Annotated in this window: 19 protein-coding genes and 1 pseudogene; 19 read left to right on the top strand and 1 reads right to left on the bottom strand. The window is 48.2% G+C overall.

Translation table 11 applies throughout. The features are described from left to right. Window positions 1-30: 30 nt before the first annotated feature. From NST83_RS11140 to NST83_RS11215, 16 genes and pseudogenes are all read left to right on the top strand, one after another. Window positions 31-984 (top strand): ABC transporter permease, encoded by a 954-nt coding sequence (locus NST83_RS11140; RefSeq protein ID WP_342417617.1) that lies wholly within the window; start codon window positions 31-33, stop codon window positions 982-984. A gap of 15 nt (window positions 985-999) precedes the next feature. Continuing rightward, complete coding sequence (gene opp4C / locus NST83_RS11145; protein ID WP_342417618.1) at window positions 1,000-1,926, top strand: oligopeptide ABC transporter permease; 927 nt, start codon at window positions 1,000-1,002, stop codon at window positions 1,924-1,926. A gap of 13 nt (window positions 1,927-1,939) precedes the next feature. Then, window positions 1,940-2,923 (top strand): ABC transporter ATP-binding protein, encoded by a 984-nt coding sequence (locus NST83_RS11150; RefSeq protein WP_342417619.1) that lies wholly within the window; start codon window positions 1,940-1,942, stop codon window positions 2,921-2,923. Further along, entirely contained in the window at window positions 2,916-3,884 is a 969-nt protein-coding gene (locus NST83_RS11155; protein ID WP_342417620.1) for an ABC transporter ATP-binding protein, read from the top strand. The genes NST83_RS11150 and NST83_RS11155 overlap by 8 nt, the downstream gene beginning before the upstream one ends. Window positions 3,885-3,917: 33 nt before the next feature. After that, window positions 3,918-4,070, top strand: a pseudogene (locus NST83_RS11160) (MazG nucleotide pyrophosphohydrolase domain-containing protein); the annotation flags it as partial. 139 nt (window positions 4,071-4,209) lie between these two features. Beyond that, window positions 4,210-5,391, top strand: coding sequence for an alpha/beta hydrolase (locus NST83_RS11165; RefSeq protein ID WP_342417621.1), 1,182 nt, complete (start codon window positions 4,210-4,212; stop codon window positions 5,389-5,391). Between the two features lie 3 nt (window positions 5,392-5,394). Further along, window positions 5,395-5,826, top strand: coding sequence for a MarR family transcriptional regulator (locus tag NST83_RS11170; RefSeq protein ID WP_137062914.1), 432 nt, complete (start codon window positions 5,395-5,397; stop codon window positions 5,824-5,826). Between the two features lie 315 nt (window positions 5,827-6,141). Then, the gene (rpsN, locus tag NST83_RS11175; protein WP_342417622.1) at window positions 6,142-6,411 is read left to right on the top strand and encodes a 30S ribosomal protein S14; all 270 of its coding nucleotides are present in this window, start codon (window positions 6,142-6,144) and stop codon (window positions 6,409-6,411) included. 234 nt (window positions 6,412-6,645) lie between these two features. Further along, on the top strand, window positions 6,646-7,638 hold the full coding sequence (locus NST83_RS11180) for a cation diffusion facilitator family transporter (protein WP_342417623.1): 993 nt from the start codon (window positions 6,646-6,648) through the stop codon (window positions 7,636-7,638). Window positions 7,639-7,844: 206 nt separating this feature from the next. Next, complete coding sequence (locus NST83_RS11185; protein WP_342417624.1) at window positions 7,845-9,764, top strand: heparinase II/III family protein; 1,920 nt, start codon at window positions 7,845-7,847, stop codon at window positions 9,762-9,764. A 16-nt stretch (window positions 9,765-9,780) separates the two neighbouring features. Next, entirely contained in the window at window positions 9,781-11,691 is a 1,911-nt protein-coding gene (locus tag NST83_RS11190) for a glycosyl hydrolase (protein ID WP_342417625.1), read from the top strand. Window positions 11,692-11,747: 56 nt separating this feature from the next. After that, window positions 11,748-12,869 carry a glycosyl hydrolase gene (locus NST83_RS11195; RefSeq protein ID WP_342417626.1) on the top strand — a complete coding sequence of 374 codons (1,122 nt, stop codon included), beginning with the start codon at window positions 11,748-11,750 and terminating at the stop codon, window positions 12,867-12,869. A gap of 203 nt (window positions 12,870-13,072) precedes the next feature. After that, a complete protein-coding gene (locus tag NST83_RS11200) occupies window positions 13,073-14,521 on the top strand; it encodes a PLP-dependent aminotransferase family protein (RefSeq protein ID WP_342417627.1) in 1,449 nt (482 codons plus the stop codon). 11 nt (window positions 14,522-14,532) lie between these two features. After that, complete coding sequence (locus tag NST83_RS11205) at window positions 14,533-15,495, top strand: D-alanine--D-alanine ligase (protein WP_342417628.1); 963 nt, start codon at window positions 14,533-14,535, stop codon at window positions 15,493-15,495. 522 nt (window positions 15,496-16,017) lie between these two features. Then, window positions 16,018-17,985, top strand: coding sequence for an ATP-dependent DNA helicase (locus NST83_RS11210; protein WP_342417629.1), 1,968 nt, complete (start codon window positions 16,018-16,020; stop codon window positions 17,983-17,985). Beyond that, window positions 17,979-18,278: a DUF6509 family protein gene (locus NST83_RS11215; RefSeq protein WP_134909852.1), complete on the top strand. Its 300-nt coding sequence runs from the start codon at window positions 17,979-17,981 to the stop codon at window positions 18,276-18,278. Before NST83_RS11210 ends, NST83_RS11215 begins: the two co-directional genes overlap by 7 nt. A 113-nt stretch (window positions 18,279-18,391) precedes the next feature. On the opposite strand, the gene NST83_RS11220 is transcribed toward NST83_RS11215, so the two are convergent. Continuing rightward, window positions 18,392-18,694 carry a hypothetical protein gene (locus NST83_RS11220; RefSeq protein WP_342417630.1) on the bottom strand — a complete coding sequence of 101 codons (303 nt, stop codon included), beginning with the start codon at window positions 18,692-18,694 and terminating at the stop codon, window positions 18,392-18,394. A gap of 131 nt (window positions 18,695-18,825) precedes the next feature. Here NST83_RS11220 and NST83_RS11225 point away from each other — a divergent pair, with 131 nt between their 5' ends. From NST83_RS11225 to NST83_RS11235, 3 genes are all read left to right on the top strand, one after another. Next, the gene (locus tag NST83_RS11225; protein WP_137062923.1) at window positions 18,826-19,749 is read left to right on the top strand and encodes a cysteine synthase family protein; all 924 of its coding nucleotides are present in this window, start codon (window positions 18,826-18,828) and stop codon (window positions 19,747-19,749) included. A 1-nt stretch (window position 19,750) separates the two neighbouring features. Further along, window positions 19,751-20,887, top strand: coding sequence for a bifunctional cystathionine gamma-lyase/homocysteine desulfhydrase (locus tag NST83_RS11230; protein ID WP_342417631.1), 1,137 nt, complete (start codon window positions 19,751-19,753; stop codon window positions 20,885-20,887). Between the two features lie 131 nt (window positions 20,888-21,018). Continuing rightward, window positions 21,019-21,357: a hypothetical protein gene (locus NST83_RS11235; RefSeq protein ID WP_342417632.1), complete on the top strand. Its 339-nt coding sequence runs from the start codon at window positions 21,019-21,021 to the stop codon at window positions 21,355-21,357. The last annotated feature ends 254 nt before the right edge of the window (window positions 21,358-21,611 follow it).

Raw genomic sequence — 21,611 nt, forward strand, 5'->3', positions numbered from 1 at the left:
CCCAAATGGGGGAAATGAAAGGAGTCTGTCATGAGCTCGTTTTTAACGAAAAGACTGACGTACATGATGATTATTTTGTTGGCAGCTTCGATGATGATTTTTTTCCTGTACGCCATGACACCGGGGGATTTCATCAGCGGCAATCTGAAGCTGTCGCCAGAGAGAAAGGCAGAGCTGAGGGAAATCTACGGACTGAACAAGCCCATTCTGGAACGCTACGGAAGCTGGCTGTGGAATGCGCTGCATGGCAATTTTGGTTATTCACTTGCCCAGCAAAAGCCAGTGCTGACCTTGTTTAATGAATATATCTGGAACTCGTTTTTACTGGCCATTGTATCGACCTTCCTGACGTGGGTAATTGCCGTCATTATTGGTGTGGTTGCTGCTTATAAGCAGTATTCGTGGTTCGATACCCTCGTCATGGTGGTGATTTTTGCCGCGATGTCTGTTCCATCTTTTTTTATCGGGCTGTATCTGATCAAAGTTGCAGCGGTCGATCTCAAATGGCTGCCGCCGGGCGGTATGCTCAATACAGGCAGTAATGCTACAGGCATGGAGTATGTGAAGGAGGTCCTTCAGCATATGATCCTGCCGGTGACCGTCATGACGCTGCTGGGACTGGGTTCACTGACCCGTTACTTCCGCAGCAATATGATCGACGTGATCCAGCAGGATTATATCCGTACGGCCCGCGCGAAGGGCTTAAAAGAAAGAAAGGTACTCTTTACCCACGCATTGAGAAATGCGTTGCTGCCTGCAATTACGCTGATTGGCTTCGAATTGCCTGCATTGTTTGGCGGATCGCTTATTATTGAGAAGATTTTCAACTGGCCGGGAATTGGTCAGCTGTACATGCAATCCTTTTCGCTTCGGGATTACCCTCTGCTCATGGGCTTTACGATGCTGATTGCCATCTTGAGCGTCATTGGGACGCTGCTATCCGATATCCTGTATCGTATCGCGGACCCGCGTGTGAAGGTGTAAGGAGGGGGCTATGGAATGTCATCCGTTAGCAGTAATTTGAGCAAAAGCAGCGGCAAGCTTCGAATAGCTGCAAAATCTTCAATGTGGCGGCAGGCGCTACGCCTGCTGTTTAGAAACAAGCTGGCTATGATCGGGCTGCTCGTCGTTGTATTTATGTTTTTGCTCTGTTTTATCGGTCCGTTATTTTCTCCCTATGCTGATAACAAAACGAATATATTGATGATGAACAGGGCGCCGAGCATCCATCACTGGCTGGGAACAGACAAGCTGGGACGGGATGTGCTGACACGAGTGATGCAGGCAGGTCAAATTTCCCTTACCGTGGGACTGGCATCTATGGTGTTGTCTGTCTTTTTGGGAGCTACGCTGGGCGTCATATCGGCGTATTTTCGCGGGATTGCGGATCAGATCATTATGCGGATCGCTGATTTGCTGCTGACCATTCCGAGCTTGCCGCTGCTGTTCATTATGGGCGCGCTACTGTCCGACTGGAAGGCTCCCCCGGATCAACGTATGTATATCGTTATGCTGATGCTCAGTCTGGTCAATTGGCCGGGGATCGCGCGGATGGTGAGAGGTCAGATGCTTAGTTTGCGGGAGCGTGAATTTATGCAGGCTGCAACAGTGCTGGGACTGTCGAATCGACGCAAGCTGTTCAAGCATCTATTTCCTAATATTATGCCGTTGCTGATTGTTATCGCCACCTTGAACATTGGCGGAGCTATCCTGAGTGAATCTGTACTTAGCTTCTTCGGCCTTGGCGTGCTGCCCACGACGCCAACCTGGGGCAACATGATTGATGCCGCCAACAATGTGCTGGATTTTCAGCAGCGTCCGTGGCTGTGGATACCGCCCGGTCTTTCCATTTTTGCTACGGTCATCGCCATCAATATTTTTGGTGACGGACTGCGGGACGTACTTGACCCGAAACATAAGAGGTAGGTGATCATACACCATGAACAATGTACTTTCGATTGAGCATTTAAGTACTTATTTTTATACCGAAGAAGGCACGGTCAAGGCGGTGGATGATGTCAGCTTCCGTGTGAAGTCGGGGGAGACGGTATGTATTGTCGGCGAATCAGGCTGTGGCAAAAGCATCACTGCGATGTCAATCATGGGCCTGATCCAGAGCCCCAGCGGTAAAGTGGCAGGCGGAAGCATCCGTTTTGAGGATACCGATCTGCTGGGGCTCAGCAGAAATGAGATGCGCACGATTCGCGGTCATGAGATATCCATGATTTTTCAGGAGCCGATGTCATCGCTGAATCCGGTCATGACCATTGGGGAACAGTTATCCGAACCGCTGATGGAGCATCTGAAAATGGACCGCAAGGAAGCGCACAAGCGGGCGCTGGAGCTAATCGAACAGGTAGGTATTTCCCGATCCGAGCAGATTATGAAAAGCTATCCGCATGAGCTGAGCGGTGGAATGCTACAGCGCATTATGATTGCCATTGCCGTTTCCTGCGGACCCAAGCTGCTCATTGCGGATGAGCCGACTACAGCACTGGACGTGACGATACAGGCGCAAATTCTCGACATGCTGCGTGAATTCAAGGCCCAATCCAATATGTCGCTGATGCTGATCACCCATGATCTGGGCGTTGTTGCGGAAATGGCAGATTACGTCATTGTGATGTACGCAGGCAAGATTGTCGAGGAAGGCGAAGTGGTAAAGCTATTTAATCATCCCAAGCATCCTTACACGCAAGGGTTGCTGAAATCCAAGCCCGTGCTGAATCAGCGTCAAAAGGAACTGTACTCCATCCCTGGACAAGTGCCTAATCCACTGGAGCTGACAACATCCTGCTATTTTCATGACCGCTGCGGGCATTGTATGGACATCTGCCAAGTGAAGGAGCCTGTATTAAAAGAAGTTTCAGCACAGCAAAAGGCATCCTGCTGGTTATATGAGGAGGCGGTTGTTCATGGCTGAGCCATTGCTGGAAATCGACCGCTTAAAAACGTATTTTCCGGTCAAGTCCGGGTTTATGAATCGTACCACGGGGCATGTGCGGGCAGTGGACGATATCAGCTTTACGATCCGGCAGGGGGAAACCTTCGGTTTGGTGGGCGAATCGGGAAGCGGCAAAAGCACGGTAGGCCGCACGATTGTCAGATTGACGGACAAGACGGACGGCACCATTAAATACAAAGGAGTGGACTTGCACAGCCTGTCCGCCAAAGGGATGCAGGAGCTACGTCCTAAAATCCAGCTGATCTTTCAGGACCCGTACAGCTCACTGAACCCACGTGTGCGCATCGGAGATGCCATTGGGGAGGCGCTGCTGGATCACGGTATAGCGACGAAAGACCAGGTCCGGCAGATTGTATTGGACGTGCTCAAGCTGTGCGGATTGTCGGAGTATCATATCGATCGTTTTTCGCACGAATTTTCGGGAGGGCAGCGCCAACGGATCGGCATTGCCCGCGCGCTGGCGCTCCAGCCGGATCTGATCATTGCAGATGAGCCGGTATCGGCGCTGGACGTGTCTATTCAGGCGCAGATTATCAACCTGTTCTCCAAGCTACAGGCCGAGCGGGGGCTGACGTATTTGTTCATCTCGCATGATTTGAGCGTGGTGGAGCATCTGTGCTCCCGCATAGGAGTGATGTATCTAGGCTCCATGGTCGAAACGGCTTCGCGTGACGAGCTGTTCGGGAATCCACTGCATCCATATACGAAGGCGCTGCTGTCGGCTGTACCCATCCCGGTGCCGAAGCTGAAAAGAGAGCGGATTTTGCTCAAAGGAGACATCCCAAGTCCGGTGAATCCACCTTCCGGCTGCAAGTTCCATACCCGCTGCCCCTTTGCGATTGACCGCTGCTCCAGGGAAGTACCTCTCTATCGTGAGGCTCGTCCAGGTCACTGGGTGGCTTGCCATTTGGCTGAATGAACAGAGCTAAGCCCGTACATTTTGAAGCCAAAGGGCTCATTTGAGGAAAACAAACAGGAGCTTATTTAATAATTAGGTGATGTATTAGGTAACCTAATTGTGATAGCCAATAAATATGACATTCCTTTAGAAGAAGTATTTCACTCCCATAAAATGAAACTTTCAGAACGGTATTTTAAAATTTAAATTCTTTAGTGAGGCTCCTGTGGCTCAAAGCTGCGGGAGCTTTTCTTGTAACTCCATTTGACAGTTTAATGCATAGCATGCTATATTTTTGGATAGTATGCTATGTATTATTTATGATCTCTTGAGGAGGAGAATGGTTATGAGTATTTTCTTTGAAGACCAAGCTTTTGAGTTTGAAACTATCCGCACTTTGAACTATTATAATTATCAAGGTGCAGAGCTGGGAGAAGTACAAGGTGTTGCCAATCGCATTACAGAAGGAGATTTCGGTAGCTGGTATAAAGAATGGTATGACATGGCAGAGAAGGTAAGCGAATTGGCTAACAAGTCATTACAAGGCAAGCATACAGTCAGTGCCAAAGAAGCTTTTCTGCGTGCAAGCAATTACTACCGCACAGCCGAGTTTTTCTTGAAAAATGACGAGCCGATCCGAATGGAGTGCTACAAAAAAAGCGTAGACACATTCAGACAAGCCCTGCAGCTCATGGATGAACATGGTGAGCCAATTAATATTCCTTTTGAAGACGGATATTTGAGCAGCTATTTATTTACCGTTGGCAAAGACGCACCAACCCTGATTTTCGTTGGCGGATATGACTCTACAGTGGAAGAACTGTACTTCGCTGGTGGTGCGGCTGCCCTGAAGAGAGGTTTCAATGTTTTGATTTTTGATGGTCCTGGTCAAGGAGAAGCCATTCGCATTCAAAAAACTGTAGCCCGATATGATTTTGAAAAGCCGATAAGTGCTGCTCTTGATTATTTGCAAGACCATACCGTAATAGATACGAACCAATTTGTAGCTTTATTGGGCATGAGCTTGGGCGGTTATTATGCGGCAAGAGCTGCTGCCTTTGAGAAAAGAATAAATGCTTGTATCTTGTTTGATGTATTTACTGATGTGTGGGAATCAATTAGTCAAAAAAATCCAATGATGGAAAAACTCGCATCCAGCCCGGGCACCATCACATTGGACAGCTCCAGGCTGGATGCGAATACGCGTTGGCTGATTCAAAATGGATTTTGGGTGTTCGGTTGCAAGAAAATGTCGGAATTGCCGGCTAAAATCAAACCATTCACCGTGAAAGGGATTGCAAACCTGATTGAATGCCCGACGTTATTGTTGGTCGGAACACACGATCATTTTGTTACAGAGGATCAATTGACTTATTTGAAGGATCATCTGGGAGGGCCTTATGATGTTCATATTTTTGATACTACATTCGGCGCTCAAGAGCATTGCCAGGAAGGCAATCATTCCTATGCTCATCAAGTCATGTTTGATTGGACAGAGGAACAACTACTTAAATATAAGGATGCATAATGGATGAATTTATTTAGAAGCCATGGTTTTTTGCTGAATAGACTCGCACATATTGGGTCTAATCAACTGGAAAGAGAGCTATTGTTCCAATTTGATATTACATTGAGCCAGTGGGCGGTCTTATCGATCGTATGGGAAGAAGAAGGTATTGCGTTATCTAGGATTCAGGAGGTATTGGATGTGAAGGTCTCAACAGCCTCCGGGGTCATCAAACGGATGGAGAAAAAAGGGCTGCTCCTTCGCAAACAAAATGAACATGACAAACGAGAAATTCAACTATTTCCCACCGATCAGTCAAGAAAATTGGAGCAGGATGTTATACAAACGGTTAAAGACTTCAATAACAAGCTTTTGGGTGGTTTTACCCCTGAGGAAAAAGCAATGTTTACAAGTTTTATTCAGCGCGGCTTCAACAACTTGAAGCAACATGAGTAGCAATATGAGTCATAAGGAGGAACCTTTCTTCATTGGAAAGGTTATCTCCGTGTGAACTGGGTCTGCCAGCTTTTGCTGGTTGGCCTTTTTTGCTGTACTGAATTACAGAATGAGAGCTTGCGAGGGTTTCTGATAATTACGAATGAGCAGTGTTGCCAATATGATTCCGCAATAGCAGCGGTAGTATGGAATTCTGATTGGGTTGACAACTCACCTGAAACAACGTTATATTAAATAGTAATCGTAATTATTACTATTTAAATGAAGATCATGTTTATGTCCATGATTGGCATATATCACAAGGAGGAGCTTTACATGGCCAAGAAGTCGAAAGTAGTTAAAGAGAAGAAACGTCAGGAGATTGTAGCTAAATATACAGACCTGAGACGTGAACTGAAAGCAAAAGGGGACTACGAAGCATTACAGAAGCTTCCGCGTGATTCTTCCCTGACTCGACTGAAAAGTCGTTGTGAACTGACAGGCAGACCGAGAGGATACCTGAGCAGGTTCAAGCTGTCCCGTATCGCGTTCCGCGAGCTGGCTCTTAAAGGCCAAATCCCAGGCGTTACGAAAGCCAGCTGGTAATAAGGTTATCCGTGCTCTTAGCCTGATGCAATGTATCGTAGAGGAGTAGACAGGAAATGCTTCGCGTCACAAGATGACGTGGAGCATTCTTTTTTTATGGCATTTAAATCGCTGTTTGTATTGCTTCTCCCCGAATGGTTAGGTAAAATATGGACGGGCTAAAAATAATACATAACAAAAGATTACATAATGTGGCGATATCAGATTATGTATACCTCAGGAGGAAGCTACAGGATGGATGAGCAGCAAAATAAGGATTCATTTTGGAGTCTGGTGAAAAAGGGGAACAAGTCCTCAGGCTCGGCGGCACTGGGTAATACCGGTATTGCGATAATTAAGGGGATTGCTTTTGCCTTGACAGGCAGCGGTTCCATGTTTGCCACCATGATGCATTCGATTGCAGATGCGGTGAACCAGATGTTTGTATTCGCGGGCAGTGTGCTGGCAGAGAAAAAGCCGACAAAACGCTTTCCTACCGGTTTTGGACGGGTAATTAACCTGTTTTGTATGGTCGCGGTTATTGTCGTGACGATCATGGCCTATGAAACCGCATTAGAAGGCATCCATTTGTTGCAGCATCCGGCTGAATCCACACATGGATTTTGGATTAATGTGGTGGTCCTGATTTTGTCGCTGGTGGTTGACGGGTTTGTATGGAGTAAAGCGATGAAGGAAGTGCTGCATGAATCCAGAGTGGAGGCGAAGGGGTTTGGTATTTTTACCTCTGCGTTTCGCCATGTGGGACGTGCTGCGCCGCCAACTCGTCTGGTGTTTTATGAGGATTTGGTAGCAACAACGGGTGGTGTGCTTGCTTTGCTGGCGGTTGTGGTTACCTCGCTGACAGATTTTAAGCTGCTGGACGGGATATCGAGTATTCTCATCGGTTGTCTTATGGTAGGCGTTGCGTTTCGGGTTGGCTACGACAATATGGTGGGCTTGATTGGGGTATCTGCTCCCCCTGATATCGAAGAACGTGTGGCTTCCATTATTCTTGCAGATACGCATGTGACGGATATTTATCAAATGCGTATTTTGCAGGAGGGGCGCTATTATCACGTAGAAGGGCTGATCGAGCTTACACCGGGCATGACACTGGCAGATGCAGACGATATCAAATTCAGAGTCGAGGATGCTCTGTTACGTGATCCTAATATCTCAGATGCAGCACTTGGTATTCTGGAGGATGACGGGATTAAAAACTGGAAGCCAGAAAAGCCAAAGGTCTAGAACGATAAGTCCAGGCGAATCTGGACGAAGCTTGGCAATAGCGTAAAACAAGAACTTCCATGACCATAGCAACGTGGCATGGAGGTTCTTTTACATTTTGCGATATTGTTTGCTACCCCTTTGAATTTAGGCTGATTGTTAGATACAATGAAAGCGTTAACAAAAAAGAAGGCGAAACGAATGTGTCTCATGGGGAGGAAATACAAATGAGTCTTTTGAAGGAGGCTTGGCCTGCTTCGCGGCTCGTCACGGTGCTGGCTGGCGGCGCGTCAGATGCAGCAAGGCAGCGGTTAAGGCATGAGTGGACGAAAAGACTGCGGATGACTGTTTCTGAGCCGATATACGCCGGGCTTTGGAAGGATATTGAGCGTGTCTGTGAGAATAACCGGGAAACGCCATGGCCGACGCTTTCGTTGTCTCTGTTCCGGCAGTTTGCATATACAGGGGAGCGCAAGCCGTATGAGGATGTGTACTTTGAACGGCGTGGACGTCTGGTTGCTTTAGTGCTGGCAGCCACTGCCGAGCCGGAGTCTTGGCGGATCAAAGAGGTGGAAAACGGTCTGCTGGACATCTGTGGGGAGTATACATGGGCACTTCCTGCACATGTCAGGGAAGAGGACACGGTGATGCTGCCCTGGCAGCAGGTGGATTTATTCGCTTCCGAAACCGCGCAAACGCTGGCTGAAATCATATTGTTGCTTGGTGAGCAACTGGATAGCCATGTGGTTGCTCAGGTGCGTGGTGAGGTAGAACGACGTGTTTTAGAACCTGTATTCTGGGAGCCGCGTCATTTTCAGTGGGAAACGGCGGATCACAACTGGGCGGCTGTATGTGCTTCCGGTTGTGGAATCGCTGCATTGCTGCTGGCAGAAGACGATCCACGCAAAGCTACGGCCATCGAGAAAATGCTCGGTTCACTGGACTGCTTCCTGGCAGGCTACAGGGAGGACGGTGGTTGTCCCGAAGGAGTCGGTTATTGGGTGTATGGCTTCGGCTATTTTATCTATTTTGCCGATATGCTGGGAGAGCTTACCGAGGGGGCTGTGGATGTCCTCAGCTCGGAAAAGATTAGGCAAATAGCAGCCTTTGCGGAGCGGGTTCATCTGTCGGATGGTATTTTTGCCAATTATTCGGACAGCAGTGAAACCGAACGTCTTCCTTCTGGACTCATCTCTCGTTTAAATGCTTTGCAAGGACGACCGTCCACACTGCCTTTCCGTGTACCAGGTCTGGTGGAGGACCCTTGCCGTCGTTGGGCGCATGTATTGCGCAATTTGGTCTGGACGGATCCGTTGGACTTTGGGAACAGTGAGGCTGTAGTCGATTATTTGCCACAACTCGGGTGGTTGCTGTGCCGCAGTCACAGCCCCAATCACGGCATATCTGGAACTCCAACAGTTGAACAGACCGCTATATTTGCCTTTTCAGCTAAGGGGGGGCATAACGACGAACCGCACAATCATAATGATCTGGGACATTTTATCCTTCATGGCGGTGGTGAAAATCTGCTGTGTGATCTGGGAGCCGGCTTATATACGAAAGCCTATTTCTCACCGGGGCGAGAGTCGATCATCAACATTTCCTCTGGTGGTCATTCTGTGCCTGTTATTAACGGGACCATGCAGCAATCAGGCGCGGAGGCACAGGCAGCTGTGCTGGATATTGCCATGGGAGAGCGAGGGGCGGCACAGGCGGACACAAGGTTTAAGCTGGATTTGACATCTGCGTATCCCATAGAAGAATTGGCGCTGTTCACCCGCTCATTTGCATGGCATGTGTTGGAGGGGAATGAGGAGGCGAAGCTTACCGTCACAGATCATTTTGAGTTTGAGACGTCTTTTGACGGGAGCAGGAAAACGTGGGATGTGGAAGAGCGCTTGATCAGCCGTATTCAGCCTTACACGGGCGCGGGCTTCGTGGAATGGAAGGGAGCGAGTGCGGTGGTCAGGCTGGATTATGATGCCAGCGTGCTGAGTCTGGAGGTGGAGGCTGTGCAGCATATGGATCATGACGGGGTACCGTTTGTGCTGTACAAAACATCGTTAGGGCTGGACTCGGATCGCTGTGGCGGCGCTGCAAGCGTGGATTGCAAGCTGTTTTTTACCATAAATCATTCTTCATTTTGAATGGGAGGCTGACAGAATGAATAAACTGCACACAGGCAGCGTGTATCCCTGGCAGACGGAGCTGGAGGAATTTATCGAACAGCTGGAAAATGGGCTGAATCAAGTGGAGGACGGCTGGACTCACCAACGTAAGCTTGCTGTGCTGGAAAAGCTGGTTCGTGCTTATACCCCGCATCAGGATGAAAATGGGGCCATCATCGACCCGCATTCTGATAGTGAACGGTATTACTCGACTCCATCCTACGCTTTGGCGGCGGCCGTACTGGTCCAAGAAGGTCGGCATGACCTGCTCGAATCCGCTGCGGCGGCCTTAACGCATAGCATAGCGTGTGTGGTGGAGGAGAGGGCCCCGGATCACCACCCGGACTTTTTTCCGATCATGATGATGGGGGCATATCGACTGCTCAAAAACCTGCTGCCAGAGCAGGCTACAGCATGGAAGCAGCAGTTGAGCCAGATTCAGCCGGAAGCTACCTATATTTTTACGATGAGCAAAATGAAAAATCCGAACCGTATGATCAACTGGAACGCGATTATGATTTCCGGTGAGTTTATGCGTGCAGCGGAAGGAATTGCCACAGATTCGGAATGGATGGAGACGTATATCCGTAGCTATCATTTGCCTCGCTTTACCGGATTGGGATTGTATCAGGATGGTCCGCTGGACCGGCCCAATAGCCCGTTTGCCTATGATATCGTCACACGCTTTCATCTGGGCGTGATGCTAGAGGCTGGATATGATGGCGGGTGTGCCCCTGAACTGCGCGATCATCTTCACAGAGGGGCGCTCAGCTCGCTGCTGGCGTTATCCCCGCACGGGGAAATTCCACCGCGTGGAAGAAGCGCGCAGCATCAGTGGAACGAAGCGGCGGCGGCCTTCGTTTTCACGACACATGCGCAGCAGGCTTTTGCAGCGGGCGAGCACGAGCTGGCAGGAGCATTCCGGCGGGCAGCGGACCTGTGCTGGCAGGCGATTGGTCGCTGGCAGACCGACGAAGGCAAGCTGCATATCGTTCGCAACCATTATTCGTCCGAGGCACGGCATGGCTTCGAGGTGTACTCGAACCATACCTGCTACAGCCTGTGGACGGCTGCTGCACTGGCTTATACACTCCTGCACGGAGCCGATTTGGAGCGCATTTCCCCAGCCTCTATTCCGGCGGAAATAGGCAGCCAAGTGCTGGAAACGGACGGCTGGTTCCAGACCGTCATTGCCACCGCCAATGGGCAGCAAATGCTTGTGCAGACATCAGTGAATGACCCGTACAATATCTCCGGCATTGTGCGTATTCAGCGTTCCGCGTTGCCACCGCTAATCGGTCCGTCCTCAGCAGGGCATGCAGACCGCGGGTTTACGGGCTTTGCGGAAGGGGATATTTTCCCGCTTAGCTATACCCCCGCTTGGCAAACGGAGGATGGGAAATGGCACTGCCTGTCGGAAGGCATTCCCGGCACGCTGGAGTTTGACCGGGATGGAGGTATTGATCCGTTAGACGGTGGGGGATCGGTACAGATGGAGCAAAGCTCCGCATCTGACGGAGCGACTGATTTTACGTTGTTGTGGAAGGGTCCGTTTCCGGGCGTGTGGGAAATTCGAACGCATTATCGGCAGGTGCCCGGCAAAATTGAGGTGACATATGAGCTTCAAGGCAATATTCAGGCTGTGGGGGCACTTATTCCTTTAATGGCGTATGACGGCCGGGAACGCAGTGTCATTCACCATGTGATGTCCGCAGGTGAAGAAAAGGAAAGCATTCGGGTGGAGTATGCAGGTGCGAGTCTGGAGGTTATTCCAGCAACGGAAGGGACGAATGTTGTGTGGCCGGAAGAACTGGCTTCTGTCGCCTGTCGGAATGGTTTGCTCAAGGGGGCACGTTTGGAATGCGAGGGCAGTCGTATTTCCTTTATCATTCATTTGCCGGCATAGATTAGGGCAGGACCCATATATTTTTTGAACATGTGGAAAAGGGAGAGTGAAGAGCAATGACTGAAACAGCAGCATGGCTGGAACAATCGTGGGAGCTGGCTATGGACAAAACGCTTGCCTTGGCGGCAAGACTGGGAAACGCCTTTCCACATGTTGCAGAAGGTGGACGTTATGATCATCGTGAGGAAGAATGGTGGACGGCAGGCTTTTATCCAGGTTTGCTGTGGCTGGTAAATCGGTCACGTCCTGACAGCGGAGCTGCCAGAATTGCACAGCAATGCGAAGAACGTCTGGAAAAGGTGCTCTACAATAGTGAGGCCGTAGACCATGATCTTGGCTTTAATTGGCTGCTCAGCGGTGTGGCAGCCCATCGGTTGACTGGAGATCCAGAATCCAGAAGACGTGGGCTGTTAGCCGCTAATCTGCTGGCTGCGCGTTTTAACGTGAATGGCCGTTTTATTCGTGCGTGGAATTTCCACGCCAAGGACATGGATACGCGGGGCGTAGCGATTATAGACAGTATGATGAATCTGCCCTTACTCTATTGGGCCTCGGAGGAAAGCGGCGACCCGCGTTTTGCCGCTCTGGCTGTGCAGCATGCCGATACCGTAGCACGTGAGTTTGTCCGTGCTGACGGTTCGATTGCGCATGTGGTCGAGTTCGACCCGGAGATTGGAAAAAAACGCGCCGAGCACGGTGGACAGGGATTTGCACCCGGCTCTGCCTGGGCACGTGGCACGTCATGGGCTTTGTACGGTTTTACGCTTTCGTACGGGTACACACGCGATTCGCGTTATTTGAAGGTAGCCGAGAGCACGGCAGACTTTTTCCTGTCCCAACTGGGCGATGCTTGCCTGCCTGTGTGGGATTTTAGAGCGGAGGAGGGGCACCGTGAAGCTTGGGATTCGTCTGCTGCGGCGATTGCGGCGAGCGGTCTGCTGGAGCTGGCAAAATATTCGACGCATGCGGAGCATTTTACGACGGCAGCAGCATCCATTCTCAAGGGCTTGCATGAGACATGTACAGCATGGGAGCAGGATCATGAGGGACTGCTCATGAATGGAACTGTACATTATCCTGAGCAAAAATACATTAACGTTCCCATCATCTACGGCGATTATTTCTTTGTCGAGGCACTGGCAAAGCTGCGTGGAGAAGAAGGCTTGTTTAGTGTGTAATGTAAAAATTTGTTCAATTCATGGTTGAGTAATAGGACATTAGGAATTAAAGTTTGATATAAGGTTCACACATTTCCTTGAATAAAAATAATGTGCTATTCAAATGCGATGTGTGCAAAGAACCACAACCGGAGGAAACATCCAGGTAGGTGGTTCTTTTTTTATACCTCACTCTGTGACATGATAGCTCTGGGGGCGATGTTGTGTTTCGTGATTTTGAACCTATAGGTGACCGTCCGGTCTATATTCAATTGAAAGATTACATGAAACTTATAATTATAAAAGGTGCCTTACAGCCTCATCAGAAGTTGCCATCTACCCGTGAGCTGGGTGTACAGATGAAGCTTAGCCGCAATACGGTGATTTCGGCATATGCTGAACTGGAAGAAGATGGATTTATCTATGCTGTTCGGGGCAAAGGAAACTATGTGGCTACTGTATCAGGTGGAACAGCGACTCAAGCTTGCCAGATCGATTGGCTGGATCGGATTAATGATCATGCTCGACTGGCTGAGCAGCTCGACCTGATGAAGCACGGTATTCGTGCACAGAAGGGGACGATTTCTTTTACCAGTATTGCGCCAGACGAGACGTTGTTTGATATAGGTAATGTAAAGCGGGCGTTCATAGATCGGATGTCTGTGGAGGGTGATGTACTGCTCAACTACGGATATGCCAAGGGCTATAAGCCGCTGATGGACTTTTTATTGCGCTATATGCAGCATAAGGGAGTCGATCTGAAGGGCAAGGATATTTTGATTACTAATGGGTTCACAGAGGGCTTAGATATTGTGTTGTCGGCACTTGGAAAAAGGAGTGGCAGGGTGCTGTGTGAAAATCCGACCCATCATACAGCCATTAAGAATTTTAAGTTGCATGGATTTCAAATTACAGGCATCCCAATGGAGGATGATGGTATTAGCTTAACAGAGCTTGAGCGGGCGTTGTCTGAACAACCTTACGATTGTGCTTATTTTGTACCTTCCTATCATAATCCTACTGGGATTGTAATGTCCCCGAAGAAACGACAAGAACTGATGAGCCTAATGAACCAGTACGGGATTCCTGTCATTGAGGATGGCTTTAATGAGGAGCTACGCTACACCGGATCGCATGTATCTCCATTAATGGCAGGGGCAGGCAACGGCAATAGTGTGATTTATTTAGGAAGCTTTTCTAAGGTGCTATTTCCCGGTATCCGAGTGGGCTGGATATTGGCGGACGCTGAGCTGATTGACTATTTGGAGAGCATTAAGCGAGCGCGTACGATTCATACGTCAACATTGGACCAATCGGTTCTTTATCAATATTTGCACAATGGAAATCTGGAGAAGTACTTAAAGAAAGCACGTACCGAATATAAGCGCAAATATGAGTTGACCATGCAGTGCTGCAAGGAGCATATCCCGTATGCTCAGCTTTCCGGTCATGGGGGGCTGCATCTGTTTGTCACTTTTGATATAGGATTTGATACACGGGAGTTGTTGGAGCTATGTTCAGAACTGGGGGTGATTTTTACGCCGGGAGATATCTTCTTCACGGATAATCGTGGTAGTAATACGATGCGGTTGGGTTTCTCTCGTGTCACCGATGAGGATATTATCAGGGGAATTAAGATGATTGGTGATACTGCCAGACAGTTAATGGAATGAGAGGTGCAGAGATGAAGTTAGGCGTTATTATGGGAGGATTATCATCAGAGCGTGAGGTTTCGCTTCAGTCGGGTAAGGAAATCATCGCGCATCTCGACCAGAATCGATATGAAGTTTATCCGGTCGAAATAACAAGGCTTGATGAACTGGCTGACAAAGTGAAAGGTCTTGATATGGCTTTGCTGGCTCTGCATGGCTCCTATGGTGAAGATGGTACGATTCAAGGTATGTTGGAAACATTGGGTATTGCGTATACCGGAAGCGGCGTATTATCCAGCAGCCTGTGCATGAACAAGGATGTTTCAAAAAAGTTGCTCCGCTACGAAGGTCTTTTTACTCCAGATTGGCTGTGCTGGGGCAGTATAGGCGACTATTCAGCAGAGGCCGTAGAGAAGCTGGGTTATCCGATAGTTGTTAAGCCGAACTCAGGCGGATCAAGCATCGGAATACAGATTGTAAAGAGCAGCCAAGATTTGAGGGCGGCGGTAGAGGAAGCATTCCGGTGGGATGTAGAAGTGCTTATTGAGCAATATATCAAAGGGGAAGAATTGACTTGTTCCATTGTAGATGGGAAACTGCTGCCGATCATTGGCATCCAGAGCAAGGGCTCGGAGTGGTTTGATTACCATGCCAAGTATGAGGATGGCGGCGCAGAGGAGCAAGTAGTTCATCTGACGCCTGAGGTGGATGAGCGGGTGCGGTCCGCAGCATTGGTGAGTTACTGGACTTTGAAATGCAATGTGTATGCCCGCGTAGATATGCTGCTGAGGGATGGTATTCCCTATGTGCTGGAGATGAACACCTTGCCAGGCATGACAAGAAATAGCCTACTTCCCAAAAGCGCACAGGCAGCGGGGATGACATACAGCCAATTACTGGATGTGATCATATCTCTATCCCTTGAGAAATCTGGTGGAGAGATAGAGACAGAGAAGAAATCGACTAAGAAATCGGAGATGGGGACCAGACTGTAACAATGAATTGAAATCAGGGAGCGCTGAGTTATGGGTAAGGAGTGAATTTCTCCATTAAATTACCTCATGCGTGAACTTAAAAGTTACCTATCGTGCCACTGCGCAGGCAGCACCATTCCACCTACTCCGTTTTACATGTACATTTTTAGTTCAGCTTATATAAATAAAACTTCGCTTGTTTCCTATCTCTTTATTAGCTCTCTCCACAAAATTCTAATATTTTGGCTGTTTGCAGCGTAGCGGAGGATTTGAATCTGGAGAAGCGTAGCGCTCGCCTTTGCCGTGGGATTCTAACCTTGAAAAGGTTTATTATAATCCAAGAATCCCAGGGCAACAGTGATCGTAAGATCAAATCCTACGCAGCACCCTCACACAAACGAACCCCGATGTCCTTTCTTTTATAGAATTTCATAGCGAAATAAAAAAATGTGAGCTGTTCGTACAGTTTCCATGTTCTTTTTAGGTTGTTTTGCGTTATAATGAAAGGATGCACATTATGAACGAATTGGAGGCACAGCCCGATTGACTACTTATCCTTTTGCCTTTGATCCGTCCAAGCCGTTTATTGAGCAGGCAAGTGACTGGATTGCGGATGTATTTTATGAAGTTTTGCCTGAAGTCGGCTTTGAGGTTCGGGATGAACAAATTTATATGGCATTCCAGTTGGAGCGTGCCTATAAGGAAAAGAAAACGATTTTCGCGGAGGCAGGTGTGGGCACAGGCAAAACGCTGGTGTACCTCCTGTACGCTATTGCATATGCCCGGTACATGAGAAAGCCCGCGATTATCGCCTGTGCGGACGAGTCGTTGATTGAACAACTGGTGAAGCCGGAGGGAGATATCGCCAAGCTGGCCCGGCATTTGAGTCTGACGATTGATGCCCGACTGGGTAAGTCGCCGGATCAGTATATTTGTCTGAACAAGCTGGATAACGTACGAAGCGGATTGGATGATGACGCGGATGTGTTCCGTGATATCTATCAGGACCTGCCGGATTTTGTCCATTTTCCGGATACGCTACAGTCCTTTACACCTTACGGGAACCGCAAAGAGTATCCCGAGCTAACGGATGGACAGTGGAGCAGACTGGGCTGGGATGTGTTTCAAGACTGCCTCGTTTGCCATCAGCGGCATCGTTGTGGACAGACGTTGTCCCGCGATCATTATCGCAAAGCGGCAGATCTGGTGATCTGCTCTCATGACTTTTATATGGAGCATGTATGGACCTATGAGGCGAGAAAGCGTGAGGGCCAGCTGCCGTTACTGCCGGAGCACAGTTCTGTCGTCTTTGACGAAGGGCATCTGCTGGAGACAGCGGCGCAGAATGCACTCACTTATAAGCTGAAGCACGCTCAATTTGAGGCCATTATTACCCGTCTGCTGGAGGGGGAAGTGCGAGAGTCCTTGGCAATGACGATTGAAGATGCGATATCCCAAAGTGAAGCCTTGTTCGCTGTGCTCGATAAGAACAGTCAGCCGGTACAGGGGTCTAATCGCAAGGAGTTTACCTTGAATGAGTCGCTGATTCGAGAGGTAAACCGCTTTGGTGAACTGATCGGTACGATTGAGGAAGAGCTTGTATTTGAAAGCGGGTTATTCTCTCTGGATGAGTACCAGGTCAAAATCGTGGAAGAGCATCTGGAAATGATTCAAACGGCGCTGGCCTTGTTTAAGCGTCCGGAACTCCTGATTTCATGGGTGATGGAGGATCAGGATGGATTAACGCTTGTGGTTATGCCCAAGATGGTAAAGGAGATTCTCAAAGAACGAGTATTTGCGCAGCATATACCGATTGTATTCTCATCAGCTACACTTTCCGTGGAGAGCTCCTTTGATTATATGGCGCAAAGCCTCGGTATTGAAAATCCGCTCACGTTTTCCGTTGCTTCACCGTATGATTACAACGATCAGATGCAGGCGGCATTATATCCGTTGCAGACGGGGCATGATCCAATCCAGAGAGCGTTGGCTCTGCTGGAGAAATCGCAGGGTAGAGCGCTTATTCTGTTTCCTTCACAGGAGGAACTGGATGCGTTCAGAACGGGTCTCGCGGCTTACTATGAAGCGTCTGCTTTTCGTTTTCTGTATGAAGGATCGGCTGAAATCAGCCATCTGATCTCATCTTTCCAGAATGATGAGGAAAGCGTCTTGTGTGCTGTAACGTTATGGGAAGGACTGGATATTCCAGGCCCGTCCCTGTCCCACGTCATCATCTGGTCGCTGCCTTTTCCTCCGAATGATCCGGTTTTTACGGCACTGCGCAAGGATGCGACAGATCCGTTTATGGAGATAGATATGCCTCACATGGCACTCAGGCTCAGACAAGGCATCGGGCGATTAATTCGCTCGCGTAATGATCGGGGCTGGATCTCCGTTATGGGCCAGGATCTGAACCGCGAAGAAGTACGTACACAGGTTTTACAACTACTGCCTGCAGGCGTAGAATGCACTGTAATCGAAGGAAATCCGGAGGGAATGAAGACATGTTAAATTTCACATCGTACACGGTAGATCAGATTAAAGACGCTTTTGGTATTTTGAGCGGGCAGCGTTATGAATTTATAATTGATGTAGAGGTTGAAGAGGACGACGAGCTCTACACTGAAAACGGGCTGTATATCCGTACGCTTTATTTAGTAGACGAAGAGAAAACAGGAATATTGAAGTATGAGCTGATTGAAAAAGTAACGAACCGTTACATCGAGCTTGAACTGGAAGAGGATGAGTTGCAGGCTGTGGAGAGCTTCTGCAAAGAGCATGTGCAGGACGGAGCCGTAAAGTAACGTAATAGAACGCTTGGCTGTGATTGCCACCGTATAACGAAGTATGTAAAGGAGTTCTGATGTAGTGGATCAGGCTCCTTTTTTCATGCTCATTCAAGGAATATTCATCTGTCTCAGCGCAATCTGTCCCACATATTCACCATAAACAGTACAACTCCGGCCGCCAGTAGTACCCACCCTATGATGATCAAAACTCCAATATCAGGCAAGCCGTACTTTTTGCCTGCAATCGCTAACACCAGCACTGGCAAGCCGATATTATGCAGCCAAAAATGTAAGCGTGCCAGCACAGTAACCGAAAGTGAAGGAAAGGCTACATAGATCAAGCCTATCATGCCGAGAGCTGTCCAACCGAGTAAATGAATATAAGACTGTGCTGTGAAGGAAACTATTTGACAAATGCTTGTATTAAACATAAAATCTTATTGCACCAATACACACCGCATTACTATGTTTTTTGGGGATGACGGCGAACTTCTCCGGCAATAGGTTGCTATATTTTGACCATTGGTTTATTAGGATTCGCCATTAAAAGGAGCTTGAAATCATGAATGTATATCATAATACCTTGGAATTAATCGGGCGTACACCGCTAGTAGAACTGAACAGCTATTCTCTGCCGAGGGGAATTCGTCTGTTTGCCAAGCTGGAGTTTATGAACCCCGGCGGCAGCGTGAAGGACCGGGTGGGTAAGGCTCTAATCGAAAAAGCCTTAAAAACAGGTCAATTGAAGCCGGGTGGAACTTTAATTGAAGCCACAGCAGGCAATGCAGGTATTGGTCTTGCGATGGCAGCGCTCCATTATAATATCTCGGTTATTTTTGCTGTGCCAGAAAAGTTCAGTCAAGAAAAGCAAGATTTAATGAAGGCGCTGGGAGCGCGTATCGTTCATACCCCCACAAGTGAGGGGATGAAGGGAGCCATCGAAAAAACGAAGGAGCTGGCTGCTGAATTTCAAGATGCCTATTTGCCGCGTCAATTCAGCAATCCGGATAATCCAGAGGCTTATTACACGACGATGGGACCGGAAATTTGGAACGATCTGGACGGAAAGGTAGATGTATTTATAGCGGGAGCAGGTTCGGGAGGAACCTTTATGGGGACCTCGCGTTACCTCAAGGAACAAAATGCATCCATCAAAACCGTAATCGTGGAGCCGGAAGGTTCTATTTTGAACGGCGGAGAATCAGGTTCGCATAAAACCGAAGGGATTGGCATGGAATTGATTCCTGAGTTTGTGGATAAAGGTTATTTTAATGCCATTCATACGATTAGCGACGTCGATGCGTTCGACCGTGTCAAGGAGCTGGCGGCGCGTGAAGGACTTCTTGTCGGCAGTTCTTCCGGGTCGGCATTACATGCCGCTTTACTGGAAGCAGAGAACGCACCGGATGGCGCACATATCGTCACCATTTTCCCGGATAGCAGCGAACGCTATCTGAGCAAAAAAATATATGAAGGCGGGATATAAAATGAAACGTAAAACAAAGCTGATTCACGGCGGCCTCCCTACCGATCCGCATACGGGTGCGGTTAACGTCCCTATTTATCAGGTAAGCACTTATGAGCAAGAGGAAATTGGCGTTCATAAAGGCTATGAATATTCGCGTACAGGCAATCCAACTCGCTTTGCACTGGAAGAGCTGATCAAGGAGCTGGAGGAAGGAAAACGAGGTTTTGCTTTCGGCTCGGGTATGGCGGCGATTCATGCAGTATTTTCACTGTTTAATGCTGGAGATCATATTTTGCTGACCGACGATGTATACGGGGGCACCTACCGTATTGTAAGCAAGGTGCTGAACCGGATTGGCATTGAGGCTACATTTGTGGATACAACTGACCTGGAGGCCGTCTCCAAGGCGATCCGTCCGAATACGAAGGCACTGTATGTAGAAACGCCTACGAATCCGCTGCTGAAAGTTACGGATATCCGTGCGGTTTCGGAACTGGTGAAAAAGCATGACCTATTGCTGATCGTGGATAATACATTTGCCACTCCATATTGGCAGACACCTATTACGCTTGGAGCCGATATCGTTATTCACTCGGCTACCAAATATTTGGGCGGGCACAGCGATGTTGTAGCCGGTCTGGCTGTTGTGAACAGCGACGAGTTGGGTGAACAGCTTCATTTTCTGCAAAATGCCATCGGTGCTATTCTCGGCCCGCAGGATTCCTGGTTACTGATCCGTGGGATCAAAACACTGGGTTTGCGTATGGAAGCGATTGAGCAAAATGCCAAGGAAATTGCGATCTTTTTGGAGAAGCATCCGAAGGTCAGCAAAGTGTACTATCCTGGACTGGAAAGCCATTTGCAGCACGAGCTGTCCAAAGTTCAGGCCGAAGGCTTTGGCGGTATCATTTCCTTTGATGTAGGTAGCGATGCCGACGCGGTTGCCCTCCTGAAAAAGGTGAAATATTTTACACTGGCTGAGAGCCTGGGAGCGGTTGAAAGTCTGATTAGCGTTCCGGCACGCATGACCCATGCATCTATCCCGGTAGAACGCCGCGCAGAATTGGGCATTACCGAAGGACTGGTACGGATCTCAGTAGGAATTGAAGATCTGGAGGATTTAATCGAGGACTTACAGGCGGCATTACAAGGTTAAGAATCGTTTGAAGAGGAAGGGGTGGCTGAGGCCGCCTCTTTTTTTTCGGAAAATGTGGAACAAAGCATTGTTTTTCCTTAATAACCGAGTATAATACTTGGTAATAGGGTGCATCTAAGGAGAGAGACAATATGCAACTGATAAAAACACATAGCTACCTGCAAGTGGATGACTATTTGGATCTACTTAATTATGCGAAACAACTGAACGATATAGAGTGGCAGCAAGAGCTTATAGAAGCCTTGCAGCATCAATCGCTGGAGAATGGCAGAGAAACTAAGGATTCTGAAATTAATACGTTATGGCGGCATTTTGACCAGATCAATGATAGATTATTGGAGTTGTTTGATCTTCTACGGAATAGCAATAATTCTGTGGAGAGAAATTCTTGGAGCGAACAGATTTGGGAACTGAAGCTGGAACGCATCAAACTGGAAAAGAAAATTCAAGCGAGCTATTCACATGATTGAGAGTTCAGCATACAAATAGAGATGACATAAAATAGATAAAAAAGGCATGCAGCCTACAACTGCAATGTCAAGAATAAATCAGTTAAAAAATAAATCCATTTCATAAATGATTAAGCCAACGAAATATAGATAAATAAAACCATTTTGATCTATATGTACTCTTGATTAAAGCTACTGAGGGTATTATGAAATGGATTCAAATAATGCTCAATAAAAAAATATTTTCGATAACGAAGTTAAGCACTCTGCTTTCT

It is taken from the genome of Paenibacillus sp. FSL R10-2782 (genome assembly GCF_038592985.1).
GTDB classification, from domain to species: domain Bacteria; phylum Bacillota; class Bacilli; order Paenibacillales; family Paenibacillaceae; genus Paenibacillus; species Paenibacillus terrae_C.

What these genes read in the sequence shown, in the direction of transcription:
- NST83_RS11190 (WP_342417625.1), top strand. Translation starts at nt 9,781, where the DNA reads ATGAATAAACTGCACACAGGCAGCGTGTATCCCTGGCAGACGGAGCTG.
- NST83_RS11195 (WP_342417626.1), top strand. Translation starts at nt 11,748, where the DNA reads ATGACTGAAACAGCAGCATGGCTGGAACAATCGTGGGAGCTGGCTATG.
- NST83_RS11230 (WP_342417631.1), top strand. Translation starts at nt 19,751, where the DNA reads ATGAAACGTAAAACAAAGCTGATTCACGGCGGCCTCCCTACCGATCCG.
- NST83_RS11235 (WP_342417632.1), top strand. Translation starts at nt 21,019, where the DNA reads ATGCAACTGATAAAAACACATAGCTACCTGCAAGTGGATGACTATTTG.
- NST83_RS11150 (WP_342417619.1), top strand. Translation starts at nt 1,940, where the DNA reads ATGAACAATGTACTTTCGATTGAGCATTTAAGTACTTATTTTTATACC.
- NST83_RS11140 (WP_342417617.1), top strand. Translation starts at nt 31, where the DNA reads ATGAGCTCGTTTTTAACGAAAAGACTGACGTACATGATGATTATTTTG.
- NST83_RS11215 (WP_134909852.1), top strand. Translation starts at nt 17,979, where the DNA reads ATGTTAAATTTCACATCGTACACGGTAGATCAGATTAAAGACGCTTTT.
- opp4C (WP_342417618.1), top strand. Translation starts at nt 1,000, where the DNA reads ATGTCATCCGTTAGCAGTAATTTGAGCAAAAGCAGCGGCAAGCTTCGA.
- NST83_RS11180 (WP_342417623.1), top strand. Translation starts at nt 6,646, where the DNA reads ATGGATGAGCAGCAAAATAAGGATTCATTTTGGAGTCTGGTGAAAAAG.
- NST83_RS11170 (WP_137062914.1), top strand. Translation starts at nt 5,395, where the DNA reads ATGAATTTATTTAGAAGCCATGGTTTTTTGCTGAATAGACTCGCACAT.
- rpsN (WP_342417622.1), top strand. Translation starts at nt 6,142, where the DNA reads ATGGCCAAGAAGTCGAAAGTAGTTAAAGAGAAGAAACGTCAGGAGATT.
- NST83_RS11185 (WP_342417624.1), top strand. Translation starts at nt 7,845, where the DNA reads ATGAGTCTTTTGAAGGAGGCTTGGCCTGCTTCGCGGCTCGTCACGGTG.
- NST83_RS11165 (WP_342417621.1), top strand. Translation starts at nt 4,210, where the DNA reads ATGAGTATTTTCTTTGAAGACCAAGCTTTTGAGTTTGAAACTATCCGC.
- NST83_RS11220 (WP_342417630.1), bottom strand. Translation starts at nt 18,694, where the DNA reads ATGTTTAATACAAGCATTTGTCAAATAGTTTCCTTCACAGCACAGTCT.
- NST83_RS11205 (WP_342417628.1), top strand. Translation starts at nt 14,533, where the DNA reads ATGAAGTTAGGCGTTATTATGGGAGGATTATCATCAGAGCGTGAGGTT.
- NST83_RS11225 (WP_137062923.1), top strand. Translation starts at nt 18,826, where the DNA reads ATGAATGTATATCATAATACCTTGGAATTAATCGGGCGTACACCGCTA.
- NST83_RS11155 (WP_342417620.1), top strand. Translation starts at nt 2,916, where the DNA reads ATGGCTGAGCCATTGCTGGAAATCGACCGCTTAAAAACGTATTTTCCG.